Annotated in this window: 25 protein-coding genes; 14 read left to right on the forward strand and 11 right to left on the reverse strand. The window is 55.0% G+C overall.

Annotated elements, in window-relative coordinates; genetic code table 11:
* Positions 1 to 50 precede the first annotated feature (50 nt).
* Positions 51 to 1,022 carry an octaprenyl diphosphate synthase gene (gene ispB / locus HMPREF1144_RS03830; RefSeq protein WP_004854564.1) on the forward strand — a complete coding sequence of 324 codons (972 nt, stop codon included), beginning with the start codon at positions 51 to 53 and terminating at the stop codon, positions 1,020 to 1,022.
* Positions 1,023 to 1,219: 197 nt separating this feature from the next.
* Positions 1,220 to 1,492 (forward strand): DNA-binding transcriptional regulator SfsB, encoded by a 273-nt coding sequence (sfsB, locus tag HMPREF1144_RS03835; protein WP_004854566.1) that lies wholly within the window; start codon positions 1,220 to 1,222, stop codon positions 1,490 to 1,492.
* Positions 1,493 to 1,557: 65 nt separating this feature from the next.
* On the opposite strand, the gene murA is transcribed toward sfsB, so the two are convergent.
* From murA to mlaF, 7 genes are all read right to left on the reverse strand, one after another.
* Positions 1,558 to 2,817, reverse strand: a complete 1,260-nt coding sequence (gene murA / locus HMPREF1144_RS03840; RefSeq protein ID WP_009651898.1) for a UDP-N-acetylglucosamine 1-carboxyvinyltransferase — start codon at positions 2,815 to 2,817, stop codon at positions 1,558 to 1,560.
* Positions 2,818 to 2,871: 54 nt separating this feature from the next.
* Entirely contained in the window at positions 2,872 to 3,126 is a 255-nt protein-coding gene (gene ibaG / locus HMPREF1144_RS03845) for a BolA family iron metabolism protein IbaG (RefSeq protein WP_004106141.1), read from the reverse strand.
* A gap of 135 nt (positions 3,127 to 3,261) precedes the next feature.
* Entirely contained in the window at positions 3,262 to 3,552 is a 291-nt protein-coding gene (gene mlaB, locus HMPREF1144_RS03850; RefSeq protein WP_004854573.1) for a lipid asymmetry maintenance protein MlaB, read from the reverse strand.
* Complete coding sequence (mlaC, locus tag HMPREF1144_RS03855) at positions 3,552 to 4,187, reverse strand: phospholipid-binding protein MlaC (protein ID WP_004125682.1); 636 nt, start codon at positions 4,185 to 4,187, stop codon at positions 3,552 to 3,554. The genes mlaB and mlaC overlap by 1 nt, the downstream gene beginning before the upstream one ends.
* Before the next feature lie 18 nt (positions 4,188 to 4,205).
* Entirely contained in the window at positions 4,206 to 4,757 is a 552-nt protein-coding gene (gene mlaD, locus HMPREF1144_RS03860) for an outer membrane lipid asymmetry maintenance protein MlaD (protein ID WP_004854576.1), read from the reverse strand.
* Between the two features lie 4 nt (positions 4,758 to 4,761).
* Positions 4,762 to 5,544: a lipid asymmetry maintenance ABC transporter permease subunit MlaE gene (gene mlaE / locus HMPREF1144_RS03865; protein ID WP_004125690.1), complete on the reverse strand. Its 783-nt coding sequence runs from the start codon at positions 5,542 to 5,544 to the stop codon at positions 4,762 to 4,764.
* A 7-nt stretch (positions 5,545 to 5,551) separates the two neighbouring features.
* Entirely contained in the window at positions 5,552 to 6,364 is an 813-nt protein-coding gene (gene mlaF, locus HMPREF1144_RS03870; RefSeq protein ID WP_004125691.1) for a phospholipid ABC transporter ATP-binding protein MlaF, read from the reverse strand.
* 209 nt (positions 6,365 to 6,573) lie between these two features.
* Here mlaF and HMPREF1144_RS03875 point away from each other — a divergent pair, with 209 nt between their 5' ends.
* The 11 genes from HMPREF1144_RS03875 (at position 6,574) to npr (ending at position 14,465) form a co-directional block, all read left to right on the forward strand.
* Positions 6,574 to 7,551, forward strand: coding sequence for a calcium/sodium antiporter (locus HMPREF1144_RS03875; protein ID WP_004854581.1), 978 nt, complete (start codon positions 6,574 to 6,576; stop codon positions 7,549 to 7,551).
* Positions 7,548 to 8,552: an arabinose-5-phosphate isomerase KdsD gene (gene kdsD, locus HMPREF1144_RS03880; RefSeq protein ID WP_161506166.1), complete on the forward strand. Its 1,005-nt coding sequence runs from the start codon at positions 7,548 to 7,550 to the stop codon at positions 8,550 to 8,552. Before HMPREF1144_RS03875 ends, kdsD begins: the two co-directional genes overlap by 4 nt.
* A 14-nt stretch (positions 8,553 to 8,566) precedes the next feature.
* A complete protein-coding gene (gene kdsC / locus HMPREF1144_RS03885) occupies positions 8,567 to 9,133 on the forward strand; it encodes a 3-deoxy-manno-octulosonate-8-phosphatase KdsC (protein ID WP_004854584.1) in 567 nt (188 codons plus the stop codon).
* Positions 9,130 to 9,705 carry an LPS export ABC transporter periplasmic protein LptC gene (gene lptC / locus HMPREF1144_RS03890; protein ID WP_004854587.1) on the forward strand — a complete coding sequence of 192 codons (576 nt, stop codon included), beginning with the start codon at positions 9,130 to 9,132 and terminating at the stop codon, positions 9,703 to 9,705. The genes kdsC and lptC overlap by 4 nt, the downstream gene beginning before the upstream one ends.
* On the forward strand, positions 9,674 to 10,219 hold the full coding sequence (gene lptA, locus HMPREF1144_RS03895) for a lipopolysaccharide ABC transporter substrate-binding protein LptA (RefSeq protein WP_004125703.1): 546 nt from the start codon (positions 9,674 to 9,676) through the stop codon (positions 10,217 to 10,219). The genes lptC and lptA overlap by 32 nt, the downstream gene beginning before the upstream one ends.
* Positions 10,220 to 10,225: 6 nt before the next feature.
* On the forward strand, positions 10,226 to 10,951 hold the full coding sequence (lptB, locus tag HMPREF1144_RS03900) for an LPS export ABC transporter ATP-binding protein (protein ID WP_004125705.1): 726 nt from the start codon (positions 10,226 to 10,228) through the stop codon (positions 10,949 to 10,951).
* A gap of 47 nt (positions 10,952 to 10,998) precedes the next feature.
* A complete protein-coding gene (gene rpoN, locus HMPREF1144_RS03905; RefSeq protein ID WP_004854591.1) occupies positions 10,999 to 12,432 on the forward strand; it encodes an RNA polymerase factor sigma-54 in 1,434 nt (477 codons plus the stop codon).
* Positions 12,433 to 12,454: 22 nt separating this feature from the next.
* Positions 12,455 to 12,742, forward strand: a complete 288-nt coding sequence (gene hpf / locus HMPREF1144_RS03910; protein ID WP_004106167.1) for a ribosome hibernation promoting factor — start codon at positions 12,455 to 12,457, stop codon at positions 12,740 to 12,742.
* Positions 12,743 to 12,807: 65 nt separating this feature from the next.
* A complete protein-coding gene (gene ptsN / locus HMPREF1144_RS03915) occupies positions 12,808 to 13,296 on the forward strand; it encodes a PTS IIA-like nitrogen regulatory protein PtsN (protein WP_004854593.1) in 489 nt (162 codons plus the stop codon).
* 45 nt (positions 13,297 to 13,341) lie between these two features.
* Positions 13,342 to 14,196 (forward strand): RNase adapter RapZ, encoded by an 855-nt coding sequence (rapZ, locus tag HMPREF1144_RS03920; protein ID WP_004106169.1) that lies wholly within the window; start codon positions 13,342 to 13,344, stop codon positions 14,194 to 14,196.
* Positions 14,193 to 14,465: a PTS phosphocarrier protein NPr gene (gene npr, locus HMPREF1144_RS03925; RefSeq protein WP_004106170.1), complete on the forward strand. Its 273-nt coding sequence runs from the start codon at positions 14,193 to 14,195 to the stop codon at positions 14,463 to 14,465. The genes rapZ and npr overlap by 4 nt, the downstream gene beginning before the upstream one ends.
* Before the next feature lie 49 nt (positions 14,466 to 14,514).
* On the opposite strand, the gene mtgA is transcribed toward npr, so the two are convergent.
* The 4 genes from mtgA to HMPREF1144_RS03945 all read right to left on the reverse strand — a co-directional run bounded on the left by mtgA (position 14,515) and on the right by HMPREF1144_RS03945 (position 19,535).
* On the reverse strand, positions 14,515 to 15,243 hold the full coding sequence (gene mtgA / locus HMPREF1144_RS03930; RefSeq protein ID WP_004854600.1) for a monofunctional biosynthetic peptidoglycan transglycosylase: 729 nt from the start codon (positions 15,241 to 15,243) through the stop codon (positions 14,515 to 14,517).
* Positions 15,240 to 15,893 (reverse strand): isoprenoid biosynthesis glyoxalase ElbB, encoded by a 654-nt coding sequence (gene elbB, locus HMPREF1144_RS03935; protein ID WP_004854602.1) that lies wholly within the window; start codon positions 15,891 to 15,893, stop codon positions 15,240 to 15,242. Before elbB ends, mtgA begins: the two co-directional genes overlap by 4 nt.
* Before the next feature lie 235 nt (positions 15,894 to 16,128).
* On the reverse strand, positions 16,129 to 18,468 hold the full coding sequence (gene arcB, locus HMPREF1144_RS03940) for an aerobic respiration two-component sensor histidine kinase ArcB (protein ID WP_004854603.1): 2,340 nt from the start codon (positions 18,466 to 18,468) through the stop codon (positions 16,129 to 16,131).
* A gap of 131 nt (positions 18,469 to 18,599) precedes the next feature.
* Complete coding sequence (locus HMPREF1144_RS03945; protein ID WP_042926968.1) at positions 18,600 to 19,535, reverse strand: TIGR01212 family radical SAM protein; 936 nt, start codon at positions 19,533 to 19,535, stop codon at positions 18,600 to 18,602.
* Between the two features lie 673 nt (positions 19,536 to 20,208).
* Between HMPREF1144_RS03945 and gltB the strand changes: the two genes are divergently transcribed.
* Positions 20,209 to 24,669 carry a glutamate synthase large subunit gene (gene gltB, locus HMPREF1144_RS03950; RefSeq protein ID WP_004854607.1) on the forward strand — a complete coding sequence of 1,487 codons (4,461 nt, stop codon included), beginning with the start codon at positions 20,209 to 20,211 and terminating at the stop codon, positions 24,667 to 24,669.
* The last annotated feature ends 8 nt before the right edge of the window (positions 24,670 to 24,677 follow it).

Genomic DNA, 24,677 nt, shown 5'->3' on the forward strand with positions numbered 1-24,677 from the left:
GTGATCCCATTCGGATACGCGGTAACAGGACATTTGGCCCGGCTTTTGCGATGAATTTAGAAAAAATCAATGAGTTAACCGCGCAGGATATGGCGGGCGTCAATGCGACAATTCTTGAGCAACTCGACTCTGATGTTCAGCTTATCAATCAGTTAGGCTATTACATTGTTAGCGGAGGCGGTAAACGCATTCGCCCGATGATTGCCGTACTGGCCGCGCGTGCCGTTGGATATCAGGGAAACGCTCACGTCGCCATTGCCGCGCTGATCGAATTTATCCATACCGCCACCCTGCTGCATGATGATGTCGTCGATGAGTCTGATATGCGCCGGGGAAAAGCCACCGCAAACGCCGCTTTTGGCAATGCGGCTAGCGTGCTGGTCGGTGATTTTATCTACACCCGCGCCTTTCAGATGATGACCAGCCTTGGGTCATTGAGAGTGCTGGAAGTGATGTCAGAAGCCGTTAACGTCATTGCCGAAGGGGAAGTCCTGCAGCTGATGAACGTTAACGACCCGGATATCACTGAAGAAAACTACATGCGGGTCATTTACAGCAAGACCGCACGTTTGTTTGAAGCCGCGGCCCAGTGCTCCGGCATTCTGGCCGACTGCAGCGCGGAACAAGAGAAAGCGTTACAGGATTACGGACGCTATCTGGGTACCGCTTTCCAGCTGATCGACGATCTGCTTGACTACAGTTCAGACGGTGAGCGTCTGGGTAAAAACGTCGGTGACGATCTGAATGAAGGCAAACCCACCCTTCCGCTGCTGCATGCTATGCAACACGGCAACGCAGAACAGTCCGCCATGATCCGCGGGGCGATTGAGCAGGGTAATGGCCGTCATCTTCTCGACGCCGTACTGGAAACGATGGCAACCTGCGGCTCGCTGGAATGGACCCAAAAACGCGCGGAGGAAGAGGCTGACAAAGCGATTGCCGCGCTTCAGGTCCTTCCCGATTCTCCGTGGCGTGAAGCGCTAATCGGTCTTGCCCACATCGCTGTACAACGCGATCACTAACCCCTCCTCTTGCTTTCCCGCGCAAACCGCGGGAAAGTTCCAGTAAGCGTCAAAAACGCCAGATCCAGCCGTATCCCTTGATATATTCCTAATATCAAATCCATTAAAAGAACTTGTTAGAACATTACTGGAACCCGCGGTATAGTCATTTTGTCGTCCATTAAGGACGCCAGCCATGTTTATTACCAGGAGAATTTATGGATAAGTTCATCGACTGGCATCCGGCGGATATTATTGCCGGATTACGCAAAAAAGGGACGTCGCTGGCAGCTGAATCGCGGCGTAATGGTTTAAGTTCTTCAACGCTCGCCAATGCGCTGACCCGGCCCTGGCCCAAGGGCGAGCTGATTATTGCTAACGCGCTGGAAACCGATCCGTGGGTAATATGGCCATCGCGCTATCACGATCCCCATACCCATCAGTTTATCGACAGAACGCAAATGATGCGTCCAAGGAAGAACAACAAGTAAAGCGAGGTTGCAGGCAACAGCCCCCGGACAAACGTCAGAGGGCTGCTGCTACAGGCTTATATGGCTTATTCGCCTTTGACGCGTTCGATATTCGCACCAAGTGCCTGAAGCTTGTCTTCGATACGTTCGTAGCCGCGGTCAATGTGGTAAATACGATCGACAATCGTCGTACCTTCCGCAATACAGCCCGCCAGTACCAGGCTGGCTGAGGCACGCAGATCCGTCGCCATTACCTGGGCACCAGAAAGCTGCTTCACGCCGTGGCAAATCGCCGTGTTGCTCTCGATTTCCGCATGCGCGCCCATACGGATTAGTTCCGGGATATGCATGAAACGGTTTTCGAAGATCGTCTCGGTGATCACGCCGGTGCCCTCGGCAACCAGATTCAGCAAGGTGAACTGAGCCTGCATGTCGGTCGGGAAGCCTGGGTGTGGGGCAGTACGCACGTTGACGGCCTTCGGACGATTGCCGTGCATGTCCAGACTAATCCAGTCTTCGCCCGTTTCGATATCCGCACCGGCGTCGCGTAGCTTGGCCAGAACCGCATCAAGGGTATCCGGCTGGGCATTGCGGCACAGGATCTTACCGCCAGAAATCGCCGCAGCCACCAGGAAGGTCCCGGTTTCAATACGATCCGGCAGAACGCGGTAGACGCCGCCGCCGAGGCGCACTACGCCTTCGATGGTGATACGATCGGTACCCTGACCTTTGATCTTCGCACCCAGCGTGTTGAGAAAGTTCGCGGTATCGACAATTTCCGGCTCGCGCGCGGCGTTTTCGATAACGGTCGTACCTTCCGCCAGCGTCGCAGCGCTCATGATGGTCACGGTAGCGCCAACGCTGACCTTATCCATCACAATATGCGCGCCTTTCAGACGTCCATTAACCGATGCCTTGACATAACCCTCTTCCAGCTTGATTTCCGCACCCAGTTGCTCAAGGCCGGTAATGTGTAAATCAACGGGGCGCGCGCCGATGGCGCAGCCGCCGGGAAGAGAAACCTGCCCCTGGCCAAAACGCGCCACCAGCGGTCCCAGCGCCCAAATAGACGCGCGCATGGTTTTGACGAGGTCGTACGGAGCACAGAAAACGTCGACCGGGCCGGCATCGATCCATACGGAGCCGTTGCGCTTAACGTTCGCGCCCAGCTGGCTCAGCAGTTTCATGGTGGTATCGATGTCTTTCAGCTTCGGTACGTTTTGGATCTCAATCGGCTCTTCGGCTAATAGCGCGGCAAAGAGGATTGGCAGGGCGGCGTTTTTCGCGCCGGAAATGGTGACCTCGCCCTGAAGACGAGTTGGCCCCTGAACACGGAATTTATCCATTGATTCTGTTCTCTGTTAAGAATTCACATACGCTGCGGGGAACATCCCCACAGCTTATAAGCCATTAAGTTTGCGGTCTCGCGCCCACTCCTGAGGAGTAAACGCTTTAATCGACAGAGCATGGATGCGGTTATCGGCAATATATTCCATCAGCGGGGCATAGATAGCCTGTTGCTTCTTGACCCGACTCATGCCGTCGAACATCTCACCCACAGCAATAACCTGAAAGTGACTGCCATCGCCAGAGACGTGGACTTCCTGGAGGGAGAGTGCGTTCATCAGCACGGTCTGAATTTCATGATTTTCCATGGGCTACATTTATCTGATAGTGAAAACAGCCCAACATCTTAGAGGAAAGTGGCGCCGTCTTAAACAAGCAAAAAGCCCCATCGAAAAGTTTGATGGGGCTTTCAGAATAGCTTCAGCACTAAGGCACTGAAAAAGTTATGGGATCATATCAGCAGGAAGGTTATACAACCTGACCAGGGTTTGCAGATTTTCACTCTTCCCGGTCAATTTAGCCTCCCCGCCCTGCCGACGAATCAGTGCGATAAAATGCACTAATAGCGCCAGCCCGGCGGTGTCCACGCGGGTCACGGCGCTCAGGTCGATGGCAGACACGCCATCCGTCGCCTGAGCGCGCGCTTCCCACAGCGGGACCAGAAGGTCCTGGTCCAGCTCTCCGCGCAGCGCCAGCGTCTCACCATCGCGAGCCCAGCTCAGCTGCCCGGTCATTATTTTTTCTGTTCCAGCGTAATCGGCTGCGCGGAGCTTGCCTTCAGCTGCGCCGTCAGACCATCAACGCCTTTAGTACGCAGCAAATCGCTCCACTCGTTTTGTTTAGTGGTGATCATGCTCACCCCTTCCGCAATCATGTCGTACGCCTGCCAGTTACCGGTCTGGGTATTTTTACGCCACTGGAAATCCAGGCGCACCGGCGGGCGGCCATTCGGATCAAGGATGGTGACGCGGATAGGAACAATGGTCGCGCTGCCCAAAGGCTGCTCAGGGGCAATCTGATAAGTCTGACCGTGATACATCGCCAGCGCCTGGCCATAGGCCTGCTTCAGATATTCGCGGAAGGCGGCAAAATAGGCTTCACGCTGCGCCGGGGTCGCTTCTTTGTAATAACGACCTAACACCAGCGCGCCGGCGTATTTCACCTGAACATAGGGCAGCAGCTCCTGATCGACGATATCGCGCAGGTAGTTCGGGTTGGCCTGAATCTTCGGCTGCTCGTTCTTGAGGCGATCGAAGGTTTTCTGCGCCGCTTCGTCCATCAGCTTGTACGGATTGGACTGATCCGCGGCGGTGGCCGCAGTCAAGGGTGCAATCACCAGCATGGCGACCATTAGTAAGCGTTTAAACATATCTTAACTCTCCTGAAATTAGTGCGTCGCGCCGGCTGGCGGCGTAGCGTCAGTATGACTCTCTCCAGCAGCCTGTTCATCGCCAGAATTCTTATTGTCGCTACCTTTACTGTTATAAAGGAACTGGCCTATCAAATCTTCCAGCACCATTGCGGATTTGGTGTCCTGAATGGTACCGCCATCTTTAAGGATAGTGGTTCCCAGCTCAGGATCTTCAAACCCGATGTTCATCGCCAGGTACTGTTCGCCCAGCAGACCGGAAGTTCGGATCGCCAGCGAGCTGGTATCCGGAATATGGTTGTAGCGCTCATCAATATCGAGCGCGACGCGAGGCAGGTAGGTCTTAGGATCGAGCGTAATATCCGCCACGCGTCCAACGACAACGCCGCCAATCCGCACCGGAGAGCGCGCTTTGAGACCGCCGATATTGTCGAAAGTGGCATAGAGCCGATAAGTCGGTTCGGTACGTAAAGAGGTTACGTTTGCCGCCTTCAGGCAGACAAACAGCGCGGCCAGCAGCGCAACCAGTAAAAACACCCCTACCCAGATTTCATTTTTTCTCGTTTGCATGAACTCAATTCCCAAACATCAGCGCAGTCAGCACAAAATCCAGCCCCAGAACCGCCAGCGACGCATGCACCACGGTACGCGTCGTCGCCCGGCTAATCCCGGCGGAAGTGGGGATAGCGTCATAACCGTTAAATAACGCGATCCATGTTACCGTAATGGCGAAAACCAGGCTCTTAATCAGGCAGTTAACCAGATCCATCCTCCAGTCAACGGCATTTTGCATCGCGCTCCAGAAGAAGCCGCCATCGATGCCCTTCCAGCTGACACCAACCAGCGAGCCGCCCCATACGCCGACCGCCACAAAAATAATCGTTAACAACGGCAGTGAAATCACCCCCGCCCAGAAACGCGGAGAGATGACGCGGCGAAGCGGGTCGACCGCCATCATCTCCATACTGGAGAGCTGCTCCGTTGCGCGCATCAGGCCAATTTCAGCAGTCAGCGCCGAGCCGGCACGCCCGGCAAACAGCAGCGCGGCGACCACCGGCCCCAGCTCACGCAGCAGCGACAGCGCCACCAGCATGCCCAGACTGGTTTCGGCGCTATAGGTGGTCAACACCAGATAGCCCTGCAGACCCAGCACCATACCGATAAACAGCCCCGATACAATGATGATCAGCATCGATAGCACGCCAACGTTGTACAGCTGACGCACCAGCAGCGGTGCATGCTTGCGAAACTCAGGCTTGCCCACAACCGCGTTGAAGAGCATTAATCCAGCACGCCCGAACGTCGCGATAGTTTTTATACCGCGATGCCCAAGCGCGGCTAGCGCATTTAACAACATGAGTCGCTTAACTCCCTTTGCCCAATAAATCATGATGATAATCCCCCGCCGGATAGCGGAACGGCACCGGGCCGTCGGCGATACCATCAATGAACTGACGAACCCGAGGATCGGCATTTTCACGCAGTGACTGCGCGCTCCCATGCGCTACGACCTTTTTGTCCGCCACAATATATGCAAAGTCCGCGATGCTGAGCACCTCCGGCACATCATGCGAAACCACGATACAGGTGACACCCAGGGTGCTATTGAGTTCAGAAATCAGCTTCACCAGCACCCCCATCGTAATGGGGTCCTGCCCGACAAAGGGCTCATCGAACATGATTAAATCAGGTTCGAGCGCAATCGCCCTCGCCAGGGCGGCACGGCGCGCCATGCCGCCGGAAAGCTCAGAAGGCATCAGCTTCGCGGCTCCGCGTAGCCCGACGGCTTCCAGCTTCATCATCACCGTGGTGTGCAGCAGCGCTTCCGGCAAACGCGTATGCTCGCGCAGCGGATAAGCGACGTTATCGAACACATTCAGATCGGTGAACAGCGCGCCGGACTGAAACAGCATGCTCATACGCTTACGGACGGTATACAGGCGCGAACGCGACATCTGCGGTACGTTTTCACCATCAAACAGGATCTCGCCTTTATCGGGCGGGATCTGACCGCCGATGAGACGTAACAGGGTGGTTTTGCCGATCCCTGATGGCCCCATTATCGCGGTGATCTTGCCGCGGGGTACCGATAGCGAGATATCATCGAAGATCACGCGATCGCCCCTTGAGAAGCGAATACCGCGCACTTCGACTAGATTCGCCGAACTCTGGCTCATAAAATCATCCTTACTAGACACCCGTCGGGCTAAGCATGGCGCTTTCTTTCACCACAAACCCAACATTTTTACAGAATCTTACCCGCCCGGGTTAGCGAAAGCTGGCATTTGTTTTACTTTTGGCACACATAAAGTCAAAATTAAGAATTCGTTACGCTGCCTACGGACGGCCAGCGAGGCGACGATTATACCTGAAGAAAGGACTTTAGATGCTCTTAGCGACGGCTCTGTTAATTATTGGTTTATTGCTGGTTGTCTACAGCGCCGATCGTCTGGTCTACGCCGCTTCAATACTCTGCCGTATGCTGGGGATCCCTCCCCTGATTATTGGCATGACGGTAGTCAGCATCGGTACCAGTTTGCCGGAAGTGATTGTTTCCGCCGCCGCTTCCCTGCATGGACAAACCGATCTGGCGATCGGCACCGCTCTCGGATCGAATATCACCAATATCCTGCTGATCCTCGGCCTCACCGCGCTGTTTCAACCTTTTACCGTGCATTCTGATATCCTGCGCCGCGAATTGCCGTTAATGTTGCTGGTCAGTTTACTGGCAGGATTCGTGCTGTACGACGGCCAGCTTACGCGGATAGACGGCCTTTTTTTGCTGGCGCTGGCCATACTATGGCTGCTGTTTACCCTTAAAATTGCCCGCCTTGCGGAACGCCAGGGTAACGACAGCCTGACCCGTGAACAGCTGGCGGAGCTGCCGCGAGAAGGCTCGCTTCCCGTCGCACTGCTCTGGTTGGGCGTCGCGATGATTGTGATGCCGATGGCTACGCGGATGGTGGTCGATAACGCCACGGTGCTGGCAAACTTTTTTGCTATCAGCGAACTGACCGTCGGCTTAACGGTCGTCGCTATCGGCACCAGCCTGCCCGAGCTGGCCACGGCCATCGCCGGAGCGCGAAAAGGCGAAAATGACATCGCTATCGGCAATATCATTGGCGCTAATATTCTTAATATTGTACTGGTCCTCGGGCTCCCCGCGCTGATTGCGCCAGGCACCTTTGCCGCCGAGGCCTTTACCCGCGATTATGGCGTCATGCTGCTGGTCAGCCTGATCTTCGCCGCGCTGTGCTGGCGCCGTAAGCAGCAGCCCGGTCGCCTTGCCGGTGCCCTGCTGCTGGGTGGTTTTGTGCTTTGGTTAGCGATGCTGTACTGGACAGCGCCGCTCTTCGTTGAATGATTCAGGATAACATTATGTCGCAAATAGATTTGCCAGCGGATTTTGACTTTCAACGGGCAGGCCGCGAGGTTCTGGACATTGAACGTGAAGGTCTGGCCCAGCTCGATCAATACATTAATGAAGATTTTACCCGTGCCTGTGAGACCATTTTCCGCTGTACCGGTAAAGTTGTGGTGATGGGAATGGGGAAATCCGGCCATATCGGGCGAAAAATGGCAGCCACTTTCGCCAGTACCGGAACGTCATCTTTCTTCGTTCATCCCGGAGAGGCTGCGCACGGCGATTTAGGCATGGTAACTCCATGCGACGTGGTGATCGCGCTATCCAACTCGGGCGAGTCAAATGAAATCCTCGCCCTGATTCCGGTGCTTAAGCGCCAGCAGGTGGCGCTGATTTGTATCACCAGCCGACCGGAAAGCAGCATGGCGCGCGCGGCGGATATTCATCTGTGCGTGAAGGTGCCCAAAGAGGCTTGCCCGTTAGGGCTGGCCCCCACGTCAAGCACTACCGCCGCGCTGGTCATGGGCGATGCCCTTGCCGTAGCGCTGCTGGAAGCCCGCGGTTTTACCGCAGAAGATTTTGCGCTATCGCACCCTGGCGGCGCTCTGGGCCGTAAGCTACTGCTGCGGGTCAATGATATCATGCACACCGGCGATGAAATTCCGCACGTTGGCCTGGAGGCCACGCTCCGCGATGCGTTGCTGGAAATCACGCGCAAAAATTTAGGCATGACCGCCATTTGCGATGATGAAATGAATATCATCGGCATCTTCACCGATGGCGATCTGCGCCGCGTATTTGATACCGGCATTGATATGCGTAACGCCAGTATTGCCGAAGTGATGACGCGAGGCGGAATCCGCATCCGTCCCGGCACGCTGGCCGTTGATGCGCTGAACCTGATGCAGTCCCGTCATATCACCTGCGTGCTGGTTGCCGATGGCGACCGCCTGGTAGGTGTGATACATATGCACGATCTCCTGCGCGCGGGCGTAGTGTAAGTAAGGAAAAAATAATGAATAATGCTGATGCCCTGATAGCGACCTGCTACGGGCCGGTAAGCCAGGACTTTCTTGACCGGGCGGCGAAGATCCGTTTATTGATACTTGATGTAGACGGCGTTTTGTCCGACGGTCTTATCTATATGGGTAACAACGGCGAAGAGCTGAAGGCGTTTAACGTGCGCGACGGCTACGGTATCCGCTGCGCCCTGACTTCAGATATTGAAGTGGCGATAATTACCGGGCGAAACGCTAAACTGGTGGAAGATCGCTGCCAAACGCTGGGCATTACGCATCTCTACCAGGGGCAGTCGGATAAGCTGCTGGCGTTTCGTGAACTACTCAATAAACTGGCCGTTAGCGCGGATGAAGTCGCCTATATTGGCGACGATCTGATCGACTGGCCGGTGATGGCGGAAGTGGGTTTAAGCATAGCGGTAGCCGATGCGCATCCGTTGCTGCTCCCGCGCGCGGATTACGTTACTCGTATCAACGGGGGTCGCGGAGCGGTACGCGAAGTGTGCGATTTGCTACTATTGGCGCAGGGCAAGCTGGATGAGGCCAAAGGGCAATCTATATGAGTAAAACCAGACGTTGGGTTATCATTTTACTGTCGCTGGTCGCGCTGATCCTGATCGGCCTGAACCTGGCGAGTACGGACGATACTACCCAGCAAGCGATCAATCCTGACGATCCAACGTATACCAGCGAGCATACCGATACCGTCGTGTATAGCCCCGAAGGGGCGCTTAACTACCGGCTCATCGCGGAACACGTGGAGTATTTTTCCGAACAGCAGCTCTCGTGGTTCACAAAACCGGTGATGACCACCTTTGATACCAATAAAGTACCAACCTGGTCTATCAAAGCGGATAAAGCTAAGTTGACGAATGACCGCATGCTGTATCTTTACGGGCATGTTGAGGTAAATGCGCTGACGGCGGATTCTCAACTGCGCAAAATTACGACGGATAACGCCCAGATAAACCTGGTGACGCAGGATGTTACCTCCGATGACATGGTGACGTTGTACGGAACAACATTTAATTCCAGCGGCCTGAAAATGCGCGGGAACCTGCGCAGTAAAAATGCCGAGCTGATTGAAAAGGTTAGAACCTCATATGAAATTCAGAACAAACAAACTCAGCCTTAAGATTGCGCTCGCCAGCGCCTTACTGGCCGCCAGCCTGTCGGCACAGGCAAAGACAGGTGATACCGATCAGCCGATTCACATTGAATCCGATCAGCAGTCGCTGGATATGCAGGGCAACGTCGTCACCTTTACGGGGAATGTTGTTGTCACTCAGGGAACGATCAAAATCAACGCCGACAAAGTTGTTGTGACCCGTCCGGGTGGAGAGAAAGGCAAAGAGGTTATTGATGGCTACGGTAACCCGGCCACCTTCTACCAGATGCAGGACAACGGTAAGCCGGTAAAAGGCCGCGCGTCGAAAATGCATTATGAACTGCAAAACGACTTTGTCGTCCTGACCGGCAATGCGCATCTGGAACAGATCGATAGCAATATCCAGGGCGACAAAATCACTTACCTGGTGAAAGAGCAAAAAATGCAGGCCTTCAGCAATAAAGGCGGGCGCGTCACCACGGTTCTGGTTCCTTCGCAGCTGCAGGACAAGGGTAGCGATCAGTCAAAGAAGGGTAAGTAATTCGTTATGGCAACATTAACTGCAAAGAATCTTGCTAAAGCCTATAAAGGCCGCCGCGTTGTAGAAGACGTCAGCCTGACCGTGAATTCGGGCGAGATTGTTGGTCTGCTCGGTCCGAACGGTGCCGGTAAAACCACCACGTTCTATATGGTCGTTGGTATCGTACCGCGCGACGCCGGCAACATTATCATCGATGATGAAGACATCAGCCTGCTGCCCCTGCACGCGCGCGCGCGTCGCGGAATCGGCTATTTGCCGCAGGAGGCCTCCATATTCCGCCGCCTGAGCGTTTACGATAACCTGATGGCGGTACTGCAGATTCGCGACGACCTGAGCAACGAGCAGCGTGAAGACCGGGCGAAAGAGCTGATGGAGGAGTTTCACATTGAGCATCTGCGCGATAGCCTCGGCCAGGCGCTCTCCGGTGGTGAACGCCGCCGAGTCGAGATCGCCCGCGCGCTGGCCGCTAACCCGAAATTTATCCTGCTGGATGAACCCTTTGCCGGCGTGGACCCCATCTCCGTCATTGATATCAAACGCATTATTGAACACCTGCGCGACAGCGGTCTTGGCGTCCTGATAACCGACCATAACGTCCGGGAAACGCTGGCCGTGTGTGAGCGTGCTTATATCGTCAGCCAGGGCCACCTGATAGCTCACGGTACGCCACAGCAAATCCTTGAAGACGAGCAGGTTAAGCGCGTGTATCTTGGGGAAGACTTCAGACTCTGATAGGGTAGAGGTTACAGACGTTTTAGCCGGAGATATTGGCCCTGAATATGAAGCAAGGTTTGCAATTAAGGCTAAGCCAACAGCTTGCCATGACGCCACAACTGCAGCAGGCGATTCGTCTACTGCAGCTGTCCACGTTAGAACTCCAGCAAGAACTCCAGCAGGCGCTGGACAGCAACCCGTTGCTGGAGCAAACCGATCTTCACGATGAGGTAGAAACCAAAGAGGCCGAAGATCGTGAGTCTCTGGATACCGTCGATGCCCTTGAGCAGAAAGACATGCCCGAAGAGCTGCCGCTTGATGCCAGCTGGGATGAGATTTACACCGCCGGAACGCCATCAGGCAACGGCGTTGATTACCAGGATGATGAACTGCCCGTCTACCAGGGCGAGACCACGCAAAGCCTGCAGGATTATCTGATGTGGCAGGTTGAACTGACGCCCTTCACCGATACCGATCGCGCCATCGCGACCTCTATCGTCGATGCCGTTGATGATACTGGCTACCTGACCGTTCCAGTCGAAGACATCGTGGAAAGTATTGGCGATGATGAAATCGGGCTTGAAGAAGTAGAAGCGGTTCTCAAGCGCATTCAGCGTTTCGATCCCGTCGGCGTGGCGGCAAAAGATTTACGCGATTGCCTGCTGGTTCAGCTTTCACAGTTTGCCAAAGAGACGCCGTGGATTGATGAAGCTCGTCTGATCATCAGCGATCACCTTGATCTGCTTGCCAATCACGACTTCCGTAGCCTGATGCGCGTGACCCGCCTCAAAGAAGACGTGCTAAAGGAAGCGGTAAATCTGATCCAATCGCTGGATCCGCGCCCGGGCCAGTCAATCCAGACTGGCGAACCAGAATACGTCATTCCTGACGTTCTGGTGCGTAAAGTGAACGATCGTTGGGTCGTTGAGCTCAATTCAGATAGCCTTCCGCGCCTGAAGATCAACCAGCACTATGCCGCCATGGGTAACAGTACGCGCAATGACGCTGACGGCCAGTTTATCCGCAGCAACCTGCAGGAAGCGCGCTGGCTTATCAAGAGCCTGGAGAGCCGCAACGACACCCTTCTGCGCGTCAGCCGCTGCATTGTCGAACAGCAGCAGGCTTTTTTTGAACAAGGTGAAGAGTTTATGAAACCGATGGTGCTGGCGGACATCGCTCAGGCCGTCGAAATGCATGAATCCACCATTTCACGCGTTACTACGCAAAAATACCTGCACAGTCCGCGCGGTATTTTTGAGCTGAAGTATTTCTTCTCCAGCCATGTGAACACCGAAGGCGGCGGCGAAGCTTCGTCGACGGCCATTCGTGCGCTGGTGAAGAAATTAATCGCCGCGGAAAACCCCGCGAAACCATTGAGTGACAGTAAGCTCACCACCCTGCTATCCGATCAGGGTATTATGGTGGCGCGGCGAACCGTTGCTAAGTACCGAGAGTCTTTATCCATTCCGCCGTCAAATCAGCGTAAGCAGCTGGTTTGACCCAACCGATAAGGAAGACACTATGCAGCTCAACATTACAGGACACAACGTTGAAATAACCCCCGCGATGCGCGATTTCGTTACCGCGAAGTTCAGCAAACTGGAGCAGTTTTTCGACAGGATCAACCAGGTCTACATTGTGTTAAAAGTGGAGAAGGTGACGCAAATAGCGGACGCCAATCTGCATGTCAACGGTGGTGAAATCCATGCCAGTGCGGAAGGGCAGGATATGTATGCAGCGATCGATGGTCTTATCGATAAGCTGGCAAGACAGCTAACAAAACATAAAGATAAACTGAAACAACACTAATTGTCCGGGCAATAGCCTACGCCAACCGCCCGCAGGCGGTTGGCCAGGAGAGCTCAGGTGAAATTATGATAAATAACGATTCGGCTCTACAACTGAGCAACGTCCTTAACCAGGAATGTACCCGTAGCCAGGTTCACTGCCAGAGCAAAAAACGCGCGCTGGAAATCATCAGCGAGCTGGCGGCAAAGCAGTTAGGCTTACCGCCCCAGATCGTCTTCGAGGCGATCCTCACCCGTGAGAAAATGGGCAGTACCGGGATTGGCAACGGCATTGCGATCCCACACGGTAAACTCGAAGAGGATACGCTGCGGGCCGTAGGCGTTTTTGTTCAGTTGGAAACCCCAATTGCCTTCGATGCTATCGACAATCAACCCGTCGATCTGCTGTTCGCCCTTCTTGTCCCGGCCGATCAAACTAAAACGCATCTGCATACGCTCTCGCTGGTGGCGAAACGTCTGGCAGATAAAACTATTTGCCGCCGCCTGCGCGCTGCGCAAAGTGATGAAGAGCTGTATGAAATCATTACTGAAGCGGGAAGTAATAATGAGGCGTAACGGAAGTCGCACCTTACTCTTTTTCGTACTGAGGAGAAACGGTACATGGTACTGATGATCGTCAGCGGCCGTTCAGGGTCGGGGAAATCCGTCGCCCTGCGAGCGCTGGAAGATATGGGTTTTTACTGCGTCGATAACCTGCCGGTTGTGCTGTTGCCCGAGCTGGCGCGCTCGCTCGCCGACAGAAACATCTCGGCAGCCGTCAGTATTGACGTGCGTAACATGCCCGAGTCGCCGGAAATCTTCGAGCAGGCGATGAAAAATCTGCCCGCAGAATTTTCACCTCAGCTGCTGTTCCTGGATGCCGATCGTAACACCCTGATTCGCCGCTACAGCGACACGCGTCGTTTACATCCTCTGTCCAGTAAAAACCTGTCGCTGGAAAGCGCCATCGATGAAGAGAGCGACCTGCTGGAGCCTCTGCGTTCCCGCGCCGACCTGATCGTCGATACCTCAGAAATGTCAGTGCATGAGCTGGCAGAAATGCTGCGCACGCGTTTATTAGGTAAACGCGAGCGCGAACTGACGATGGTGTTTGAATCCTTTGGCTTTAAGCACGGTATACCTATCGATGCCGACTACGTTTTTGACGTGCGCTTTCTGCCGAACCCGCACTGGGATCCGAAGCTGCGTCCCATGACCGGCCTCGATAAGCCCGTCGCCGCCTTCCTTGACCGGCACACGGAAGTTCACAATTTTATCTACCAGACCCGCAGCTATCTTGAGCTATGGTTACCTATGCTGGAGACCAATAACCGCAGCTATTTGACGGTGGCCATTGGTTGTACCGGTGGTAAACACCGTTCGGTTTACATCGCCGAACAGCTGGCTGACTACTTCCGCTCGCGCGGTAAGAACGTGCAGTCTCGTCATCGGACGCTGGAAAAACGCAAATCATGACCGTTAAGCAAACCGTTGAAATCACCAATAAGCTGGGCATGCACGCTCGCCCGGCGATGAAGCTGTTTGAATTAATGCAGAACTATGATGCCGAGGTGCTGCTGCGTAATGATGAAGGTACCGAAGCGGAAGCAAATAGCGTGATTGCCCTGCTGATGCTCGATTCAGCTAAAGGGCGTCAGATCGAGATTGAAGCCAACGGCCCACAGGAAGTGGAGGCGCTGGCAGCGGTTATCGCGCTGTTCAACGCCGGGTTTGATGAGGATTAGCTTTCATTCCCCCGGTGGCAGCGTGCCTTCCGGATTACCGGTCGTGAAATCATCGATGCAGCTTATTCGCCTGCATAAATCCTTCCCCACCTAACTGCCTCATCTGGCGCAGGATCCACGCCTGACGGCTGCGAACATAACCCGATGGCGCATCGGCGCGGAAGCGTATTGGGTTAGGCAGCACCGCAGCGAGCAGCGCGGCTTCGGAAGCCGTCAGTTTACTGGCCGGTTTGTGAAAATAGCGCTGCGACGCGGCTTCAACGCCAAACGTCCCCTCACCAAATTCAGCAATATTGAGATAGACCGTGAGGATCCGCTTTTTACTCCATACCGTCTCAATGCCGACGGTCAGTCCCGCCTCCAGCCCTTTTCTCAGCCAGCTGCGGCCGTCCCACAGAAACAGGTTTTTTGCCGTCTGTTGCGACAGGGTTGAGGCGCCGCGAATGCGGTTCTCATTGCGTTCATTATGCGCCAGCGCCTTCTCAATTGCCGTGACGTCAAATCCCCAGTGTTCCGGGAATTTCTGATCTTCTGCGGCAATAACCGCCAGCCCCATCCACGGCGAAATTTCATCCATGTCCACCCAGTCGGAATGGGCGAGGTAATGAAAATCTCCTGAAAGCCAGGCGCCGACCTGCCGCTCCAGCATCACCGCCGAAAAAGGAACAGGTACGAAGCTAAACAGGGCAATCCCGCCGCCCCATAGCACCGCAAAAGCCAACAGCAGCCTCAGCACAAAGCGCTTAATCAACCGCAACGGCGAAAAGCGAAATGTCATGCCGTCAGCACCAATACGCGAGAAACGAGTTTTTCAATGCCGCTCGCCGCTTCGGCGATGTTCTGCGCCAGCATATACGCGGGGGTCGTCACCACTTTATTGTCTTCATCCACCACAATATCGTCGACCGGGCAAGGCACGTGTTCAGCCCCCATCTCCTCAACCGCGTCGGCAGTATCAAGATCGGTACCAATAGTCACGCGTAGCGGAATAGCAAATATTTTCGGCAACAGTGCCGGAGCGATACAGATAAAGCCCAACGGTTTACCCGCCTGATGCATCGCCAGCGCCAGCGCCTTGAGATCGCGATCGACTTCACATTCGCTCCCCTGCGAAGCAAAGCTGCTGAGGTTCTTTGCGGCACCAAAACCGCCGGGCACGATCAGCGCGTCCAGCGCATCCGCCCGGGCACTGGCCAAAGGCTGAATCTCTCCGCGTGCGATACGCGCCGCTTCCACGAGCACATTACGGCTTTCCGCCTGCGCTTCTCCGGTCAGGTGATTGATAACATCGGTTTGCACTTTATCTGGCGCATAGCAGATGGCCTGAGCGCCGCTGCGGGCTATTGCCAGCAGGGTAATGACGGCTTCATGAATTTCACTTCCGTCATAAACGCCGCAGCCGCTCAGCACCACACCAATTTTCTTCATCACATCAGCCCCTTAGTACAAGTTTATGAAAGCAGTCAAAAATTTTGAATTACTCGCTATGCTTCACATATTTTACTGTTTCATGTAACAAACTATTTAAGGTTTGCTATCTTAATGAGCGAGTAAGCCAAATCCTCAGGTTGCGCCGTGTAAAAAAAATCACTCAAATGATTCTGGCGTAACGACCAGTTCCCTGGTGTTGGCGCAGTATTCGCGCACCCCGGTTTATCCGGGGTCATTTTTTATCTGCCGCCGCGACCCACGCTTTCAGCACCGCGACATCGTTTTGCCACTCTGATTTCATCTCTTCAACCCATTCACCCACGTTATCCGACCACGCAGGTAAATCCGGCGTTTGAATCTGCTGCCCTAGCTGCTGGATATGGCGCAAACCGATTGAGCCCGCAGCCCCTTTAATCTTATGACCCTCATCGACAATGCCTTTCTGGTCGCGAGCGGTTAAATTGGATTCCAGGACCGCCAGGTAGCCCGGCATCATTCTTTCAAAAACGGCCAGACCGTCATTAATCAGCTTCGGTCCTACCAGTTCGATATACTGCTCAAGCATCGGAATATCCAGTACAGAAGCCGATTTATTGCTATCTACAGATGGCATTGCATTCTCCTCTTCTTCCGGCGCATCCCAGAATTTTTTGATGATCGCGGTTAATGCCGGAACCGATAATGGCTTACTAAGAACATCATCCATTCCCGCATCCAGATACTCATTTTTGTTCTTCAGCACGTTAGCGGTTAGCGCCACCAGCGGCGGGAGTTCATCGGCGGCAAAGCGTTGTTTCAGCTGACGAGAAATATCGAGTCCAGTCATATCCGGCAGCTGAATATCAAGCAGAACCAGATCGTACTCGCCGGGTACAAACATCTCCAGCGCAGCCTTGCCGGTCATCGCCACATCCACGCTGTTGCCCAGCTTCTCCAGTACCGAGCGCGCCACGATCACGTTGAGCTCAATATCTTCCACCAGCAGCACGTTCAGCGCAGGTAATGGCATTTCATCTTCCGCCAGCGTGTCCTCGACCTCTTCAGCTACGGCCGGAGCGTGTACGGTAAGCGTAAAAGTCGCGCCTTTACCCGGGAGGCTGGTAACGCAAATATCACCGCCCATATTCCGCGCCAGCCGCCGCGATACGGCGAGGCCGATGCCGGTACCCGTCGCTGGCTTGCCGCCCTGGCTATCTTTCACCTGGTAATACATGGCGAAAATTTTATCCTGTTCCGCTTCAGGGATGCCAATCCCTGAATCTTCTACTTCAAAGTGCAGGATATCTCCTTCGTCGTAGCGCACGCGGACGTTCACATACCCTCCTTGCGGAGTAAATTTCACGGCATTACTAATAAGATTCCACAAGATTTGGCGCAAACGCGTTCCGTCGGTGATCACTTTATGCGGCAGCGGAAGCGTGGGGTCCAGCACAAAATGCAGGCCTTTCTGCTGCGCCTGCAGGCCGGAGAGGTTTTCCAGGTCGGCCAGGAAGCCGGTAAAGTCCACCGGCTGGTTATCCAGCTGAATTTTACGCCGCTCCATCTTATCCATCTCAATAATATCATTGAAGATATTACCCAGCGTTACCGCTGAGACGTGGATGGTTTTCAGGTATCTTTCCTGTTCATCGGTAAGATCGGTATCCAGAAGGATTCGGCTAAGGCCTACGATGCCGTTAAGCGGCGTACGCAGCTCGTGGCTGATCGTTGAGATAAAGGTGGTCTTATCACGGCTGGCCCGCTCCAGCGCGTCCTGATAGCGCTTACGCTCCGTAATATCGCGGCCAAACCCCATCAGGCCGCGCCGCTTACCGACGCGGTCATAATAGGGCACTTTGCGGATTTCAAAGCAGGCCTTGCGCCCGTCCGGATAATCCAGCCACTGCTCGTAGGTGAGCGATACGTTATGGCGGAAGACTTTCTCATCCGTCTCCAGCACCTTCTCCGCCACCTCTTCGCTGTAGACATCCTGTGGCTTCAAATGAATAAGCTGCTTTTCACTTTTACCGGTCAACAGTTCCATGGCGCGGTTACAGCCAGAAAACTCTTTATCTTCATTACGATAGAAAACCAGGTCCGGAGAGGCATCCAGGAAGGAGCGCAAGAAGGAGGATTGCTGTTCCAGCTGAATTTGCGCCTCTTCACGCTCTTTCATCTCAATTTTCAGCTGCTCAAGCGTCGTTTCACGTTCCGCTTCCGCCTTTTCACGTTCGCCGATTTCCTGATTAAGCTGGGCGATGTTGTCCTTAAGCTGCACATTCAGCTTGAGATCGCGCTCGCGCATCTCCTCCAGTTTCTCCACCAGCCTCGAGAGGCGCTGCCGGGACTCTTCCAACTGCTCAACCACCACCGACAGGAAATAGACCGCCCACGGGGTAATCAGCAAGCCAAAGAAGATGGAGCGGATCACATCAATACTTTCCACCTGGCCGTGCAGCACCATCGTCACGGCCATCTGCACAACGATCGCCAGCACCACCAGCGCAAAGGCCAGCAGCATTGAAAAGCGCACCAGACCCAGCTTCATCATCAGGTCAACATAATACTGCGCCAGCATACGGATTTGCTTCATAAGGGATTCCTTCGCGACAACTTCGCACAATAATACTCAATTCTGAGCAAGACGCTGTAAGTTGTGCCAAAAATGCGGGAAGGATTGTAGTTACGCGCCTGACGGTGGAGAGCCGTCAGGCGGAAAAGACGTTATTCGGCGGCAGCCGGAGAGATCCAGCAACGCCCGATGGCTGACCCCTGCACGCCGTATTCATTGAGATATTTATCCAGCTCAACCATCCCGGTCCAACGGTTCTCACACCACAGCGGCGCCAGCAACGTCGGGCGTCGGGCGCTGGCGGAGATACGGTGATAAATCACTTCTGGCGGAGTATGGCGAATCATCTCTCCTGCGGTGACCGTATACGCTTCCAGCGCAATACCGTTTAACCTGCCGGCCTGCCACGCCCTGGCCATGATACTGCCCTTCACAATATGAAGTGGATGCAGCTTAATGCCGTCTACGCCGGTCTCTACCACCTGCGCTAAGGTCTCCAGGCATTCACGCTGGCCTTCGCCCGGCAGGCCCACGATAAGGTGGCTACACACTTTGAGGCCGCGCGCGCGTGCCAGACGGGTTGTACGCTGATAGCAGGCAAAATCGTGGCCGCGATTGATTCGGTGCAACGTTTTATCGTGCGCGGTCTGTAACCCCAGCTCGAGCCAGACTTCATACCCCTGCTCCCGATATTCAGTCAGCAGATCCAGTACCGCGCCGGGGACGCAGTCCGGGCGAGTCCCTACGCATAGCCCGACAATATTCGCCTGGCTGACCGCCTGCTGATACATGGCGCGCAGCACCTGCACCTCGGCAAAAGTGCTGGTATAAGCCTGGAAATAGGCCAGATAGCGCTTTGCGCGATTCACCCGCTGCGCCTGATGGGCCAGCTGTTCAGCAATCGAGCGGTGCTGCTGCTCTTCATCGGCAAAAGAGGCCACATTACAGAACGTACAGCCGCCGCGACCAATAGTGCCATCGCGATTTGGGCAGCTAAATCCACCATGCAGCGTCAGTTTATGAACCTTTTCACCATAGCGGCGCATAAGATCCCCACCAAACATATTGACTAATTTTTGTAACTGCATAATCTGATAGACCGGCCTTAAGAAAGGGGCCAAGCCTGCCATTTTTAGCTACCGACGGCGATGACCTGGATCAATCGTCAACGCGGCTGCCTATCTCATTGCATAAACACTCAAGATAACTGCAATTTAATTCATCCTTATGGTAATGAGTTTTCCTTATATATAGCCGCTGATTTGCCATTATCTTTACCATGGCACAAAACAGTATCAGTCACCGAAAATCAAACAAAAACCAGTTTAAAAAACTGCAATGAAAAAACAATTCAGCACAGAAGGATAATGTCTCGCCGTCGATATAGTGAGACAGATCACACTCAATTATGACGACCGGTACGTTTCCCTGGCATTTAAAATGCCATTATTTTCTTAAAAATCATTAAATTAGGTATTGTATAGCACATTTTTGTATAAATAAGATTGCCATTTGACGTATGTGTGGATTCCCGATAAGTTGGGAATCCGCTGGAAGCTTTCTGGATGAGTGCTCTGCTCATCATATTTATGCAGTAATTGAGATTCCCTCTTAACAGCAAGTCCTCAAACTTGTGTACCGATGCGAAAAGGATTTAAAGAGGGCGAATGCGAGGTGTAAACCCCGTCGCCATGCTCTTTCTGTGCCCGTGCGCAATCGGTATCGGAGGGTGTCCCGTAGAGCCTGGGGAGGTTCACTGATATGTTGTACGATAAATCCCTTGAGAGGGATAACTGTGGTTTCGGCCTGATCGCCCACATAGAAGGCGAACCTAGCCACAAGGTAGTGCGAACCGCTATACACGCACTGGCCCGAATGCAGCACCGCGGCGCGATTCTTGCCGATGGAAAAACCGGCGACGGTTGTGGCTTGCTGCTACAAAAACCCGATCGTTTCTTCCGAATTGTTGCGGAAGAGCGCGGCTGGCGTTTAGCCAAAAATTATGCCGTTGGGATGCTGTTCCTTAATAAGGATCCTGAACTGGCCAAAGCGGCGCGCCGCATCGTCGAAGAAGAACTTCAACGCGAAACGCTGTCTATCGTCGGCTGGCGCGATGTGCCGACCAATGAAGGCGTTCTCGGTGAAATCGCCCTCTCCTCGCTGCCTCGTATTGAGCAAATCTTTGTCAACGCCCCGGCTGGCTGGCGTCCGCGCGATATGGAACGCCGTTTATTCATCGCGCGTCGCCGTATCGAAAAGCGTCTGCAGGAAGATAAAGATTTCTACGTTTGCAGCCTGTCGAACCTGGTCAACATTTATAAAGGTCTGTGTATGCCGGCGGATCTGCCGCGCTTCTACCTGGACCTCGCGGACTTACGCCTGGAGTCGGCAATCTGCCTGTTCCACCAGCGCTTTTCCACCAACACCGTGCCGCGCTGGCCGCTGGCGCAGCCGTTCCGCTATCTGGCGCACAACGGCGAGATCAACACCATCACCGGTAACCGCCAGTGGGCCCGCGCCCGTACCTATAAGTTCCAGACGCCGCTGATCCCGGATCTCCACGACGCCGCGCCGTTCGTCAATGAAACCGGCTCTGACTCCAGCTCAATGGATAACATGCTGGAGCTGCTGCTGGCGGGCGGGATGGACATTATCCGCGCTATGCGCCTGCTGGTTCCGCCAGCCTGGCAGAACAACCCGGACATGGATCCTGAGCTGCGTTCGTTCTTTGACTTTAACTCCATGCATATGGAACCGTGGGACGGCCCGGCGGGCATCGTGATGTCCGATGGTCGTTTCGCCGCCTGTAACCTCGACCGTAACGGCCTGCGTCCGGCGCGCTATGTGATCACGAAAGACAAGCTCATCACCTGCGCCTCAGAAGTCGGTATCTGGGATTACCAGCCGGATGAAGTGGTTGAAAAAGGCCGCGTCGGCCCGGGCGAGCTGATGGTTATCGATACCCGCGAGGGGCGAATTCTGCACTCCGCGGAAACCGACAACGATCTGAAAAGCCGTCACCCGTATAAAGAGTGGATGGCGAAAAACGTCCGTCGTCTGGTGCCGTTCGAAGAGCTGCCGGATGAAGAAGTCGGTAGCCGCCAGCTGGATGATGATACCCTCGCCAGCTACCAGAAACAGTTCAACTACAGCGCCGAAGAGCTGGACTCCGTCCTGCGCGTACTGGGTGAAAACGGCCAGGAAGCGGTCGGCTCAATGGGCGACGATACACCATTTGCCGTGCTCTCCAGCCAGCCGCGTATCATTTACGATTACTTCCGCCAGCAGTTCGCGCAGGTGACCAACCCGCCGATCGACCCGCTGCGCGAAGCGCACGTCATGTCGCTGGCCACCAGCATCGGCCGTGAAATGAACGTCTTCTGCGAAGCGGAAGGCCAGGCGCACCGCCTGAGCTTCAAGTCGCCGATTCTGCTGTACTCCGATTTTAAACAGCTGACCACCATGGAAGAGGAGCACTATCGCGCCGACGTCCTGGATATCACTTTTGATACCACCGAAACTACGCTGGCTGAAACCGTGAAGGCGCTGTGCGATAAAGCCGAACAAATGGTGCGCAACGGTACCGTTCTGCTGGTGCTCTCTGACCGCAACATCGCCAAAAACCGCCTGCCGGTACCGGCCCCGATGGCGGTAGGCGCGATCCAGACCCGACTGGTCGATAAGAGCCTGCGCTGCGATGCCAACATTATTGTCGAAACCGCCAGCGCCCGCGATCCGCACCACTTTGCCGTGCTGCTCGGCTTCGGCGCGACGGCTATCTACCCGTATCTCGCCTATGAAACCCTGGCGAAGCTGGTGGATAACAAAGCCATCGACAAAGCGTACCGCGCGGTGATGCTGAACTATCGTAACGGCATCAACAAAGGTCTGTATAAGATCATGTCGAAGATGGGGATTTCGACCATTGCCTCCTATCGCTGCTCGAAGCTGTTTGAGGCGGTCGGTCTGCATCGCGAAGTGTCCGACCTGTGCTTCCAGGGCGTCGTCAGCCGTATCGGTGGCGCGGGCTTCGAGGATTTCCAGCAGGATCTGCTGAACCTGTCGAAACGTGCCTGGCTGGCGCGTAAACCGCTGGATCAGGGCGGCCTGCTGAAATACGTCCACGGCGGCGAATATCACGCCTATAACCCTGACGTGGTGCGCACGCTGCAACAAGCGGTACAAAGCGGCGAATACAGCGATTACCAGCAGTACGCGAAGCTGGTTAACGAGCGCCCGGCGGCAACGCTGCGCGATCTGCTGTGCGTAACGCCGGACGGAACCACGGTGAACCTGGACGACGTTGAGCCGGCCAGCGAACTGTTCAAACGCTTCGATACCGCGGCGATGTCTATCGGCGCGCTGAGCCCGGAGGCACACGAAGCGCTGGCGGAAGCAATGAACAGCATCGGCGGTAACTCCAACTCCGGCGAAGGCGGCGAAGACCCGGCGCGCTATGGCACCAATAAAGTGTCGCGCATCAAGCAGGTCGCCTCCGGCCGCTTCGGCGTGACCCCGGCTTACCTGGTTAACGCCGACGTTATCCAGATTAAAGTCGCTCAGGGCGCGAAGCCCGGCGAAGGCGGCCAGCTGCCGGGTGATAAAGTCACCCCCTATATCGCTAAGCTGCGCTATTCCGTACCCGGCGTAACGCTGATCTCCCCGCCGCCGCACCACGATATTTACTCTATCGAGGATCTGGCTCAGCTGATTTTCGACCTGAAGCAGGTTAACCCGAAGGCGATGATCTCCGTGAAGCTGGTTTCTGAACCGGGCGTCGGGACTATCGCCACCGGCGTAGCAAAAGCCTATGCGGATTTGATCACCATTGCCGGCTATGACGGCGGCACCGGCGCCAGCCCGCTCTCTTCCGTGAAGTATGCGGGTTGTCCGTGGGAACTGGGACTGGTGGAAACCCAGCAGGCGCTGGTTGCCAACGGGCTGCGCCACAAAATTCGTCTGCAGGTGGACGGCGGTCTGAAAACCGGCCTTGATATCATCAAAGCGGCCATCCTCGGGGCTGAGAGCTTCGGCTTCGGTACCGGCCCGATGGTCGCGCTGGGCTGTAAATATCTGCGTATTTGCCACCTGAACAACTGCGCAACCGGCGTAGCAACCCAGGATGACAAACTGCGTAAGAACCACTATCACGGTCTGCCGTTTAAGGTCACCAACTACTTTGAATTTATCGCCCGCGAAACGCGCGAGCTGATGGCGCAGCTGGGCGTGAAGCGTCTGGTGGATCTGATTGGCCGTACCGACCTGCTGAAAGAGCTGGACGGTTTTACCGCCAAACAGCAGAAGCTGGATCTGAGCAAGCTGCTGGAAACCGCGGAGCCGCATCCCGGCAAAGCGCTGTACTGCACAGAGAACAATCCGCCATTCGACAATGGCGTACTCAATGCTCAGCTGCTGCAGCAGGCAAAACCGTACGTTGACAGCAAGCAGAGCAAAACTTTCTGGTTCGATATCCGCAACACCGACCGCTCCGTTGGCGCATCGCTGTCCGGCTATATCGCCCAGACCCACGGTGACCAGGGCCTGGCAGCCGATCCGATTATCGCCCACTTTAGCGGTACCGCGGGTCAGAGCTTCGGCGTGTGGAATGCCGGCGGCGTTGAGCTGCATCTGACCGGCGACGCGAACGACTATGTGGGTAAAGGGATGGCCGGCGGCCTGCTCGCCATCCGTCCTCCGGTAGGCTCGGCCTTCCGTAGCCATGAAGCCAGCATTATCGGCAACACCTGTCTGTACGGTGCGACCGGCGGTCGTCTGTATGCTGCGGGTCGTGCAGGCGAGCGTTTCGCGGTACGTAACTCCGGTGCGATCACCGTCGTCGAAGGCATTGGCGACAATGGCTGTGAATACATGACCGGCGGTATCGTCTGCGTGCTGGGCAAAACCGGCGTCAACTTTGGCGCAGGCATGACCGGCGGCTTTGGTTACGTTCTGGATGAAGACGGCGACTTCCGCAAACGCGTGAACCCTGAGCTGGTAGAAGTTCTGGACGTTGACTCTCTGGCCATCCATGAAGAGCACCTGCGCGGTTTAATTACCGAGCACGTGCAGCTCACCGGTTCGCAGCGCGGTGAAGAGATTCTGGCCAACTGGCCGGCCTTCTCAGCGAAGTTTGCGCTGGTTAAACCGAAGTCCAGCGATGTTAAAGCACTGTTGGGTCACCGTAGTCGTTCCGCAGCTGAGCTGCGGGTGCAGGCGCAGTAAGGGGTTAA

Source organism: Klebsiella sp. OBRC7, assembly GCF_000293135.1.
Classification (GTDB): domain Bacteria; phylum Pseudomonadota; class Gammaproteobacteria; order Enterobacterales; family Enterobacteriaceae; genus Klebsiella; species Klebsiella michiganensis.

Bases quoted from the DNA above. Each gene is read 5' to 3' on its own strand.
- ispB (WP_004854564.1), top strand. From the start codon at position 51: ATGAATTTAGAAAAAATCAATGAGTTAACCGCGCAGGATATGGCGGGC.
- sfsB (WP_004854566.1), top strand. From the start codon at position 1,220: ATGGATAAGTTCATCGACTGGCATCCGGCGGATATTATTGCCGGATTA.
- murA (WP_009651898.1), bottom strand. From the start codon at position 2,817: ATGGATAAATTCCGTGTTCAGGGGCCAACTCGTCTTCAGGGCGAGGTC.
- ibaG (WP_004106141.1), bottom strand. From the start codon at position 3,126: ATGGAAAATCATGAAATTCAGACCGTGCTGATGAACGCACTCTCCCTC.
- mlaB (WP_004854573.1), bottom strand. From the start codon at position 3,552: ATGACCGGGCAGCTGAGCTGGGCTCGCGATGGTGAGACGCTGGCGCTG.
- mlaC (WP_004125682.1), bottom strand. From the start codon at position 4,187: ATGTTTAAACGCTTACTAATGGTCGCCATGCTGGTGATTGCACCCTTG.
- mlaD (WP_004854576.1), bottom strand. From the start codon at position 4,757: ATGCAAACGAGAAAAAATGAAATCTGGGTAGGGGTGTTTTTACTGGTT.
- mlaE (WP_004125690.1), bottom strand. From the start codon at position 5,544: ATGTTGTTAAATGCGCTAGCCGCGCTTGGGCATCGCGGTATAAAAACT.
- mlaF (WP_004125691.1), bottom strand. From the start codon at position 6,364: ATGAGCCAGAGTTCGGCGAATCTAGTCGAAGTGCGCGGTATTCGCTTC.
- HMPREF1144_RS03875 (WP_004854581.1), top strand. From the start codon at position 6,574: ATGCTCTTAGCGACGGCTCTGTTAATTATTGGTTTATTGCTGGTTGTC.
- kdsD (WP_161506166.1), top strand. From the start codon at position 7,548: ATGATTCAGGATAACATTATGTCGCAAATAGATTTGCCAGCGGATTTT.
- kdsC (WP_004854584.1), top strand. From the start codon at position 8,567: ATGAATAATGCTGATGCCCTGATAGCGACCTGCTACGGGCCGGTAAGC.
- lptC (WP_004854587.1), top strand. From the start codon at position 9,130: ATGAGTAAAACCAGACGTTGGGTTATCATTTTACTGTCGCTGGTCGCG.
- lptA (WP_004125703.1), top strand. From the start codon at position 9,674: ATGAAATTCAGAACAAACAAACTCAGCCTTAAGATTGCGCTCGCCAGC.
- lptB (WP_004125705.1), top strand. From the start codon at position 10,226: ATGGCAACATTAACTGCAAAGAATCTTGCTAAAGCCTATAAAGGCCGC.
- rpoN (WP_004854591.1), top strand. From the start codon at position 10,999: ATGAAGCAAGGTTTGCAATTAAGGCTAAGCCAACAGCTTGCCATGACG.
- hpf (WP_004106167.1), top strand. From the start codon at position 12,455: ATGCAGCTCAACATTACAGGACACAACGTTGAAATAACCCCCGCGATG.
- ptsN (WP_004854593.1), top strand. From the start codon at position 12,808: ATGATAAATAACGATTCGGCTCTACAACTGAGCAACGTCCTTAACCAG.
- rapZ (WP_004106169.1), top strand. From the start codon at position 13,342: ATGGTACTGATGATCGTCAGCGGCCGTTCAGGGTCGGGGAAATCCGTC.
- npr (WP_004106170.1), top strand. From the start codon at position 14,193: ATGACCGTTAAGCAAACCGTTGAAATCACCAATAAGCTGGGCATGCAC.
- mtgA (WP_004854600.1), bottom strand. From the start codon at position 15,243: ATGACATTTCGCTTTTCGCCGTTGCGGTTGATTAAGCGCTTTGTGCTG.
- elbB (WP_004854602.1), bottom strand. From the start codon at position 15,893: ATGAAGAAAATTGGTGTGGTGCTGAGCGGCTGCGGCGTTTATGACGGA.
- arcB (WP_004854603.1), bottom strand. From the start codon at position 18,468: ATGAAGCAAATCCGTATGCTGGCGCAGTATTATGTTGACCTGATGATG.
- HMPREF1144_RS03945 (WP_042926968.1), bottom strand. From the start codon at position 19,535: ATGCAGTTACAAAAATTAGTCAATATGTTTGGTGGGGATCTTATGCGC.
- gltB (WP_004854607.1), top strand. From the start codon at position 20,209: ATGTTGTACGATAAATCCCTTGAGAGGGATAACTGTGGTTTCGGCCTG.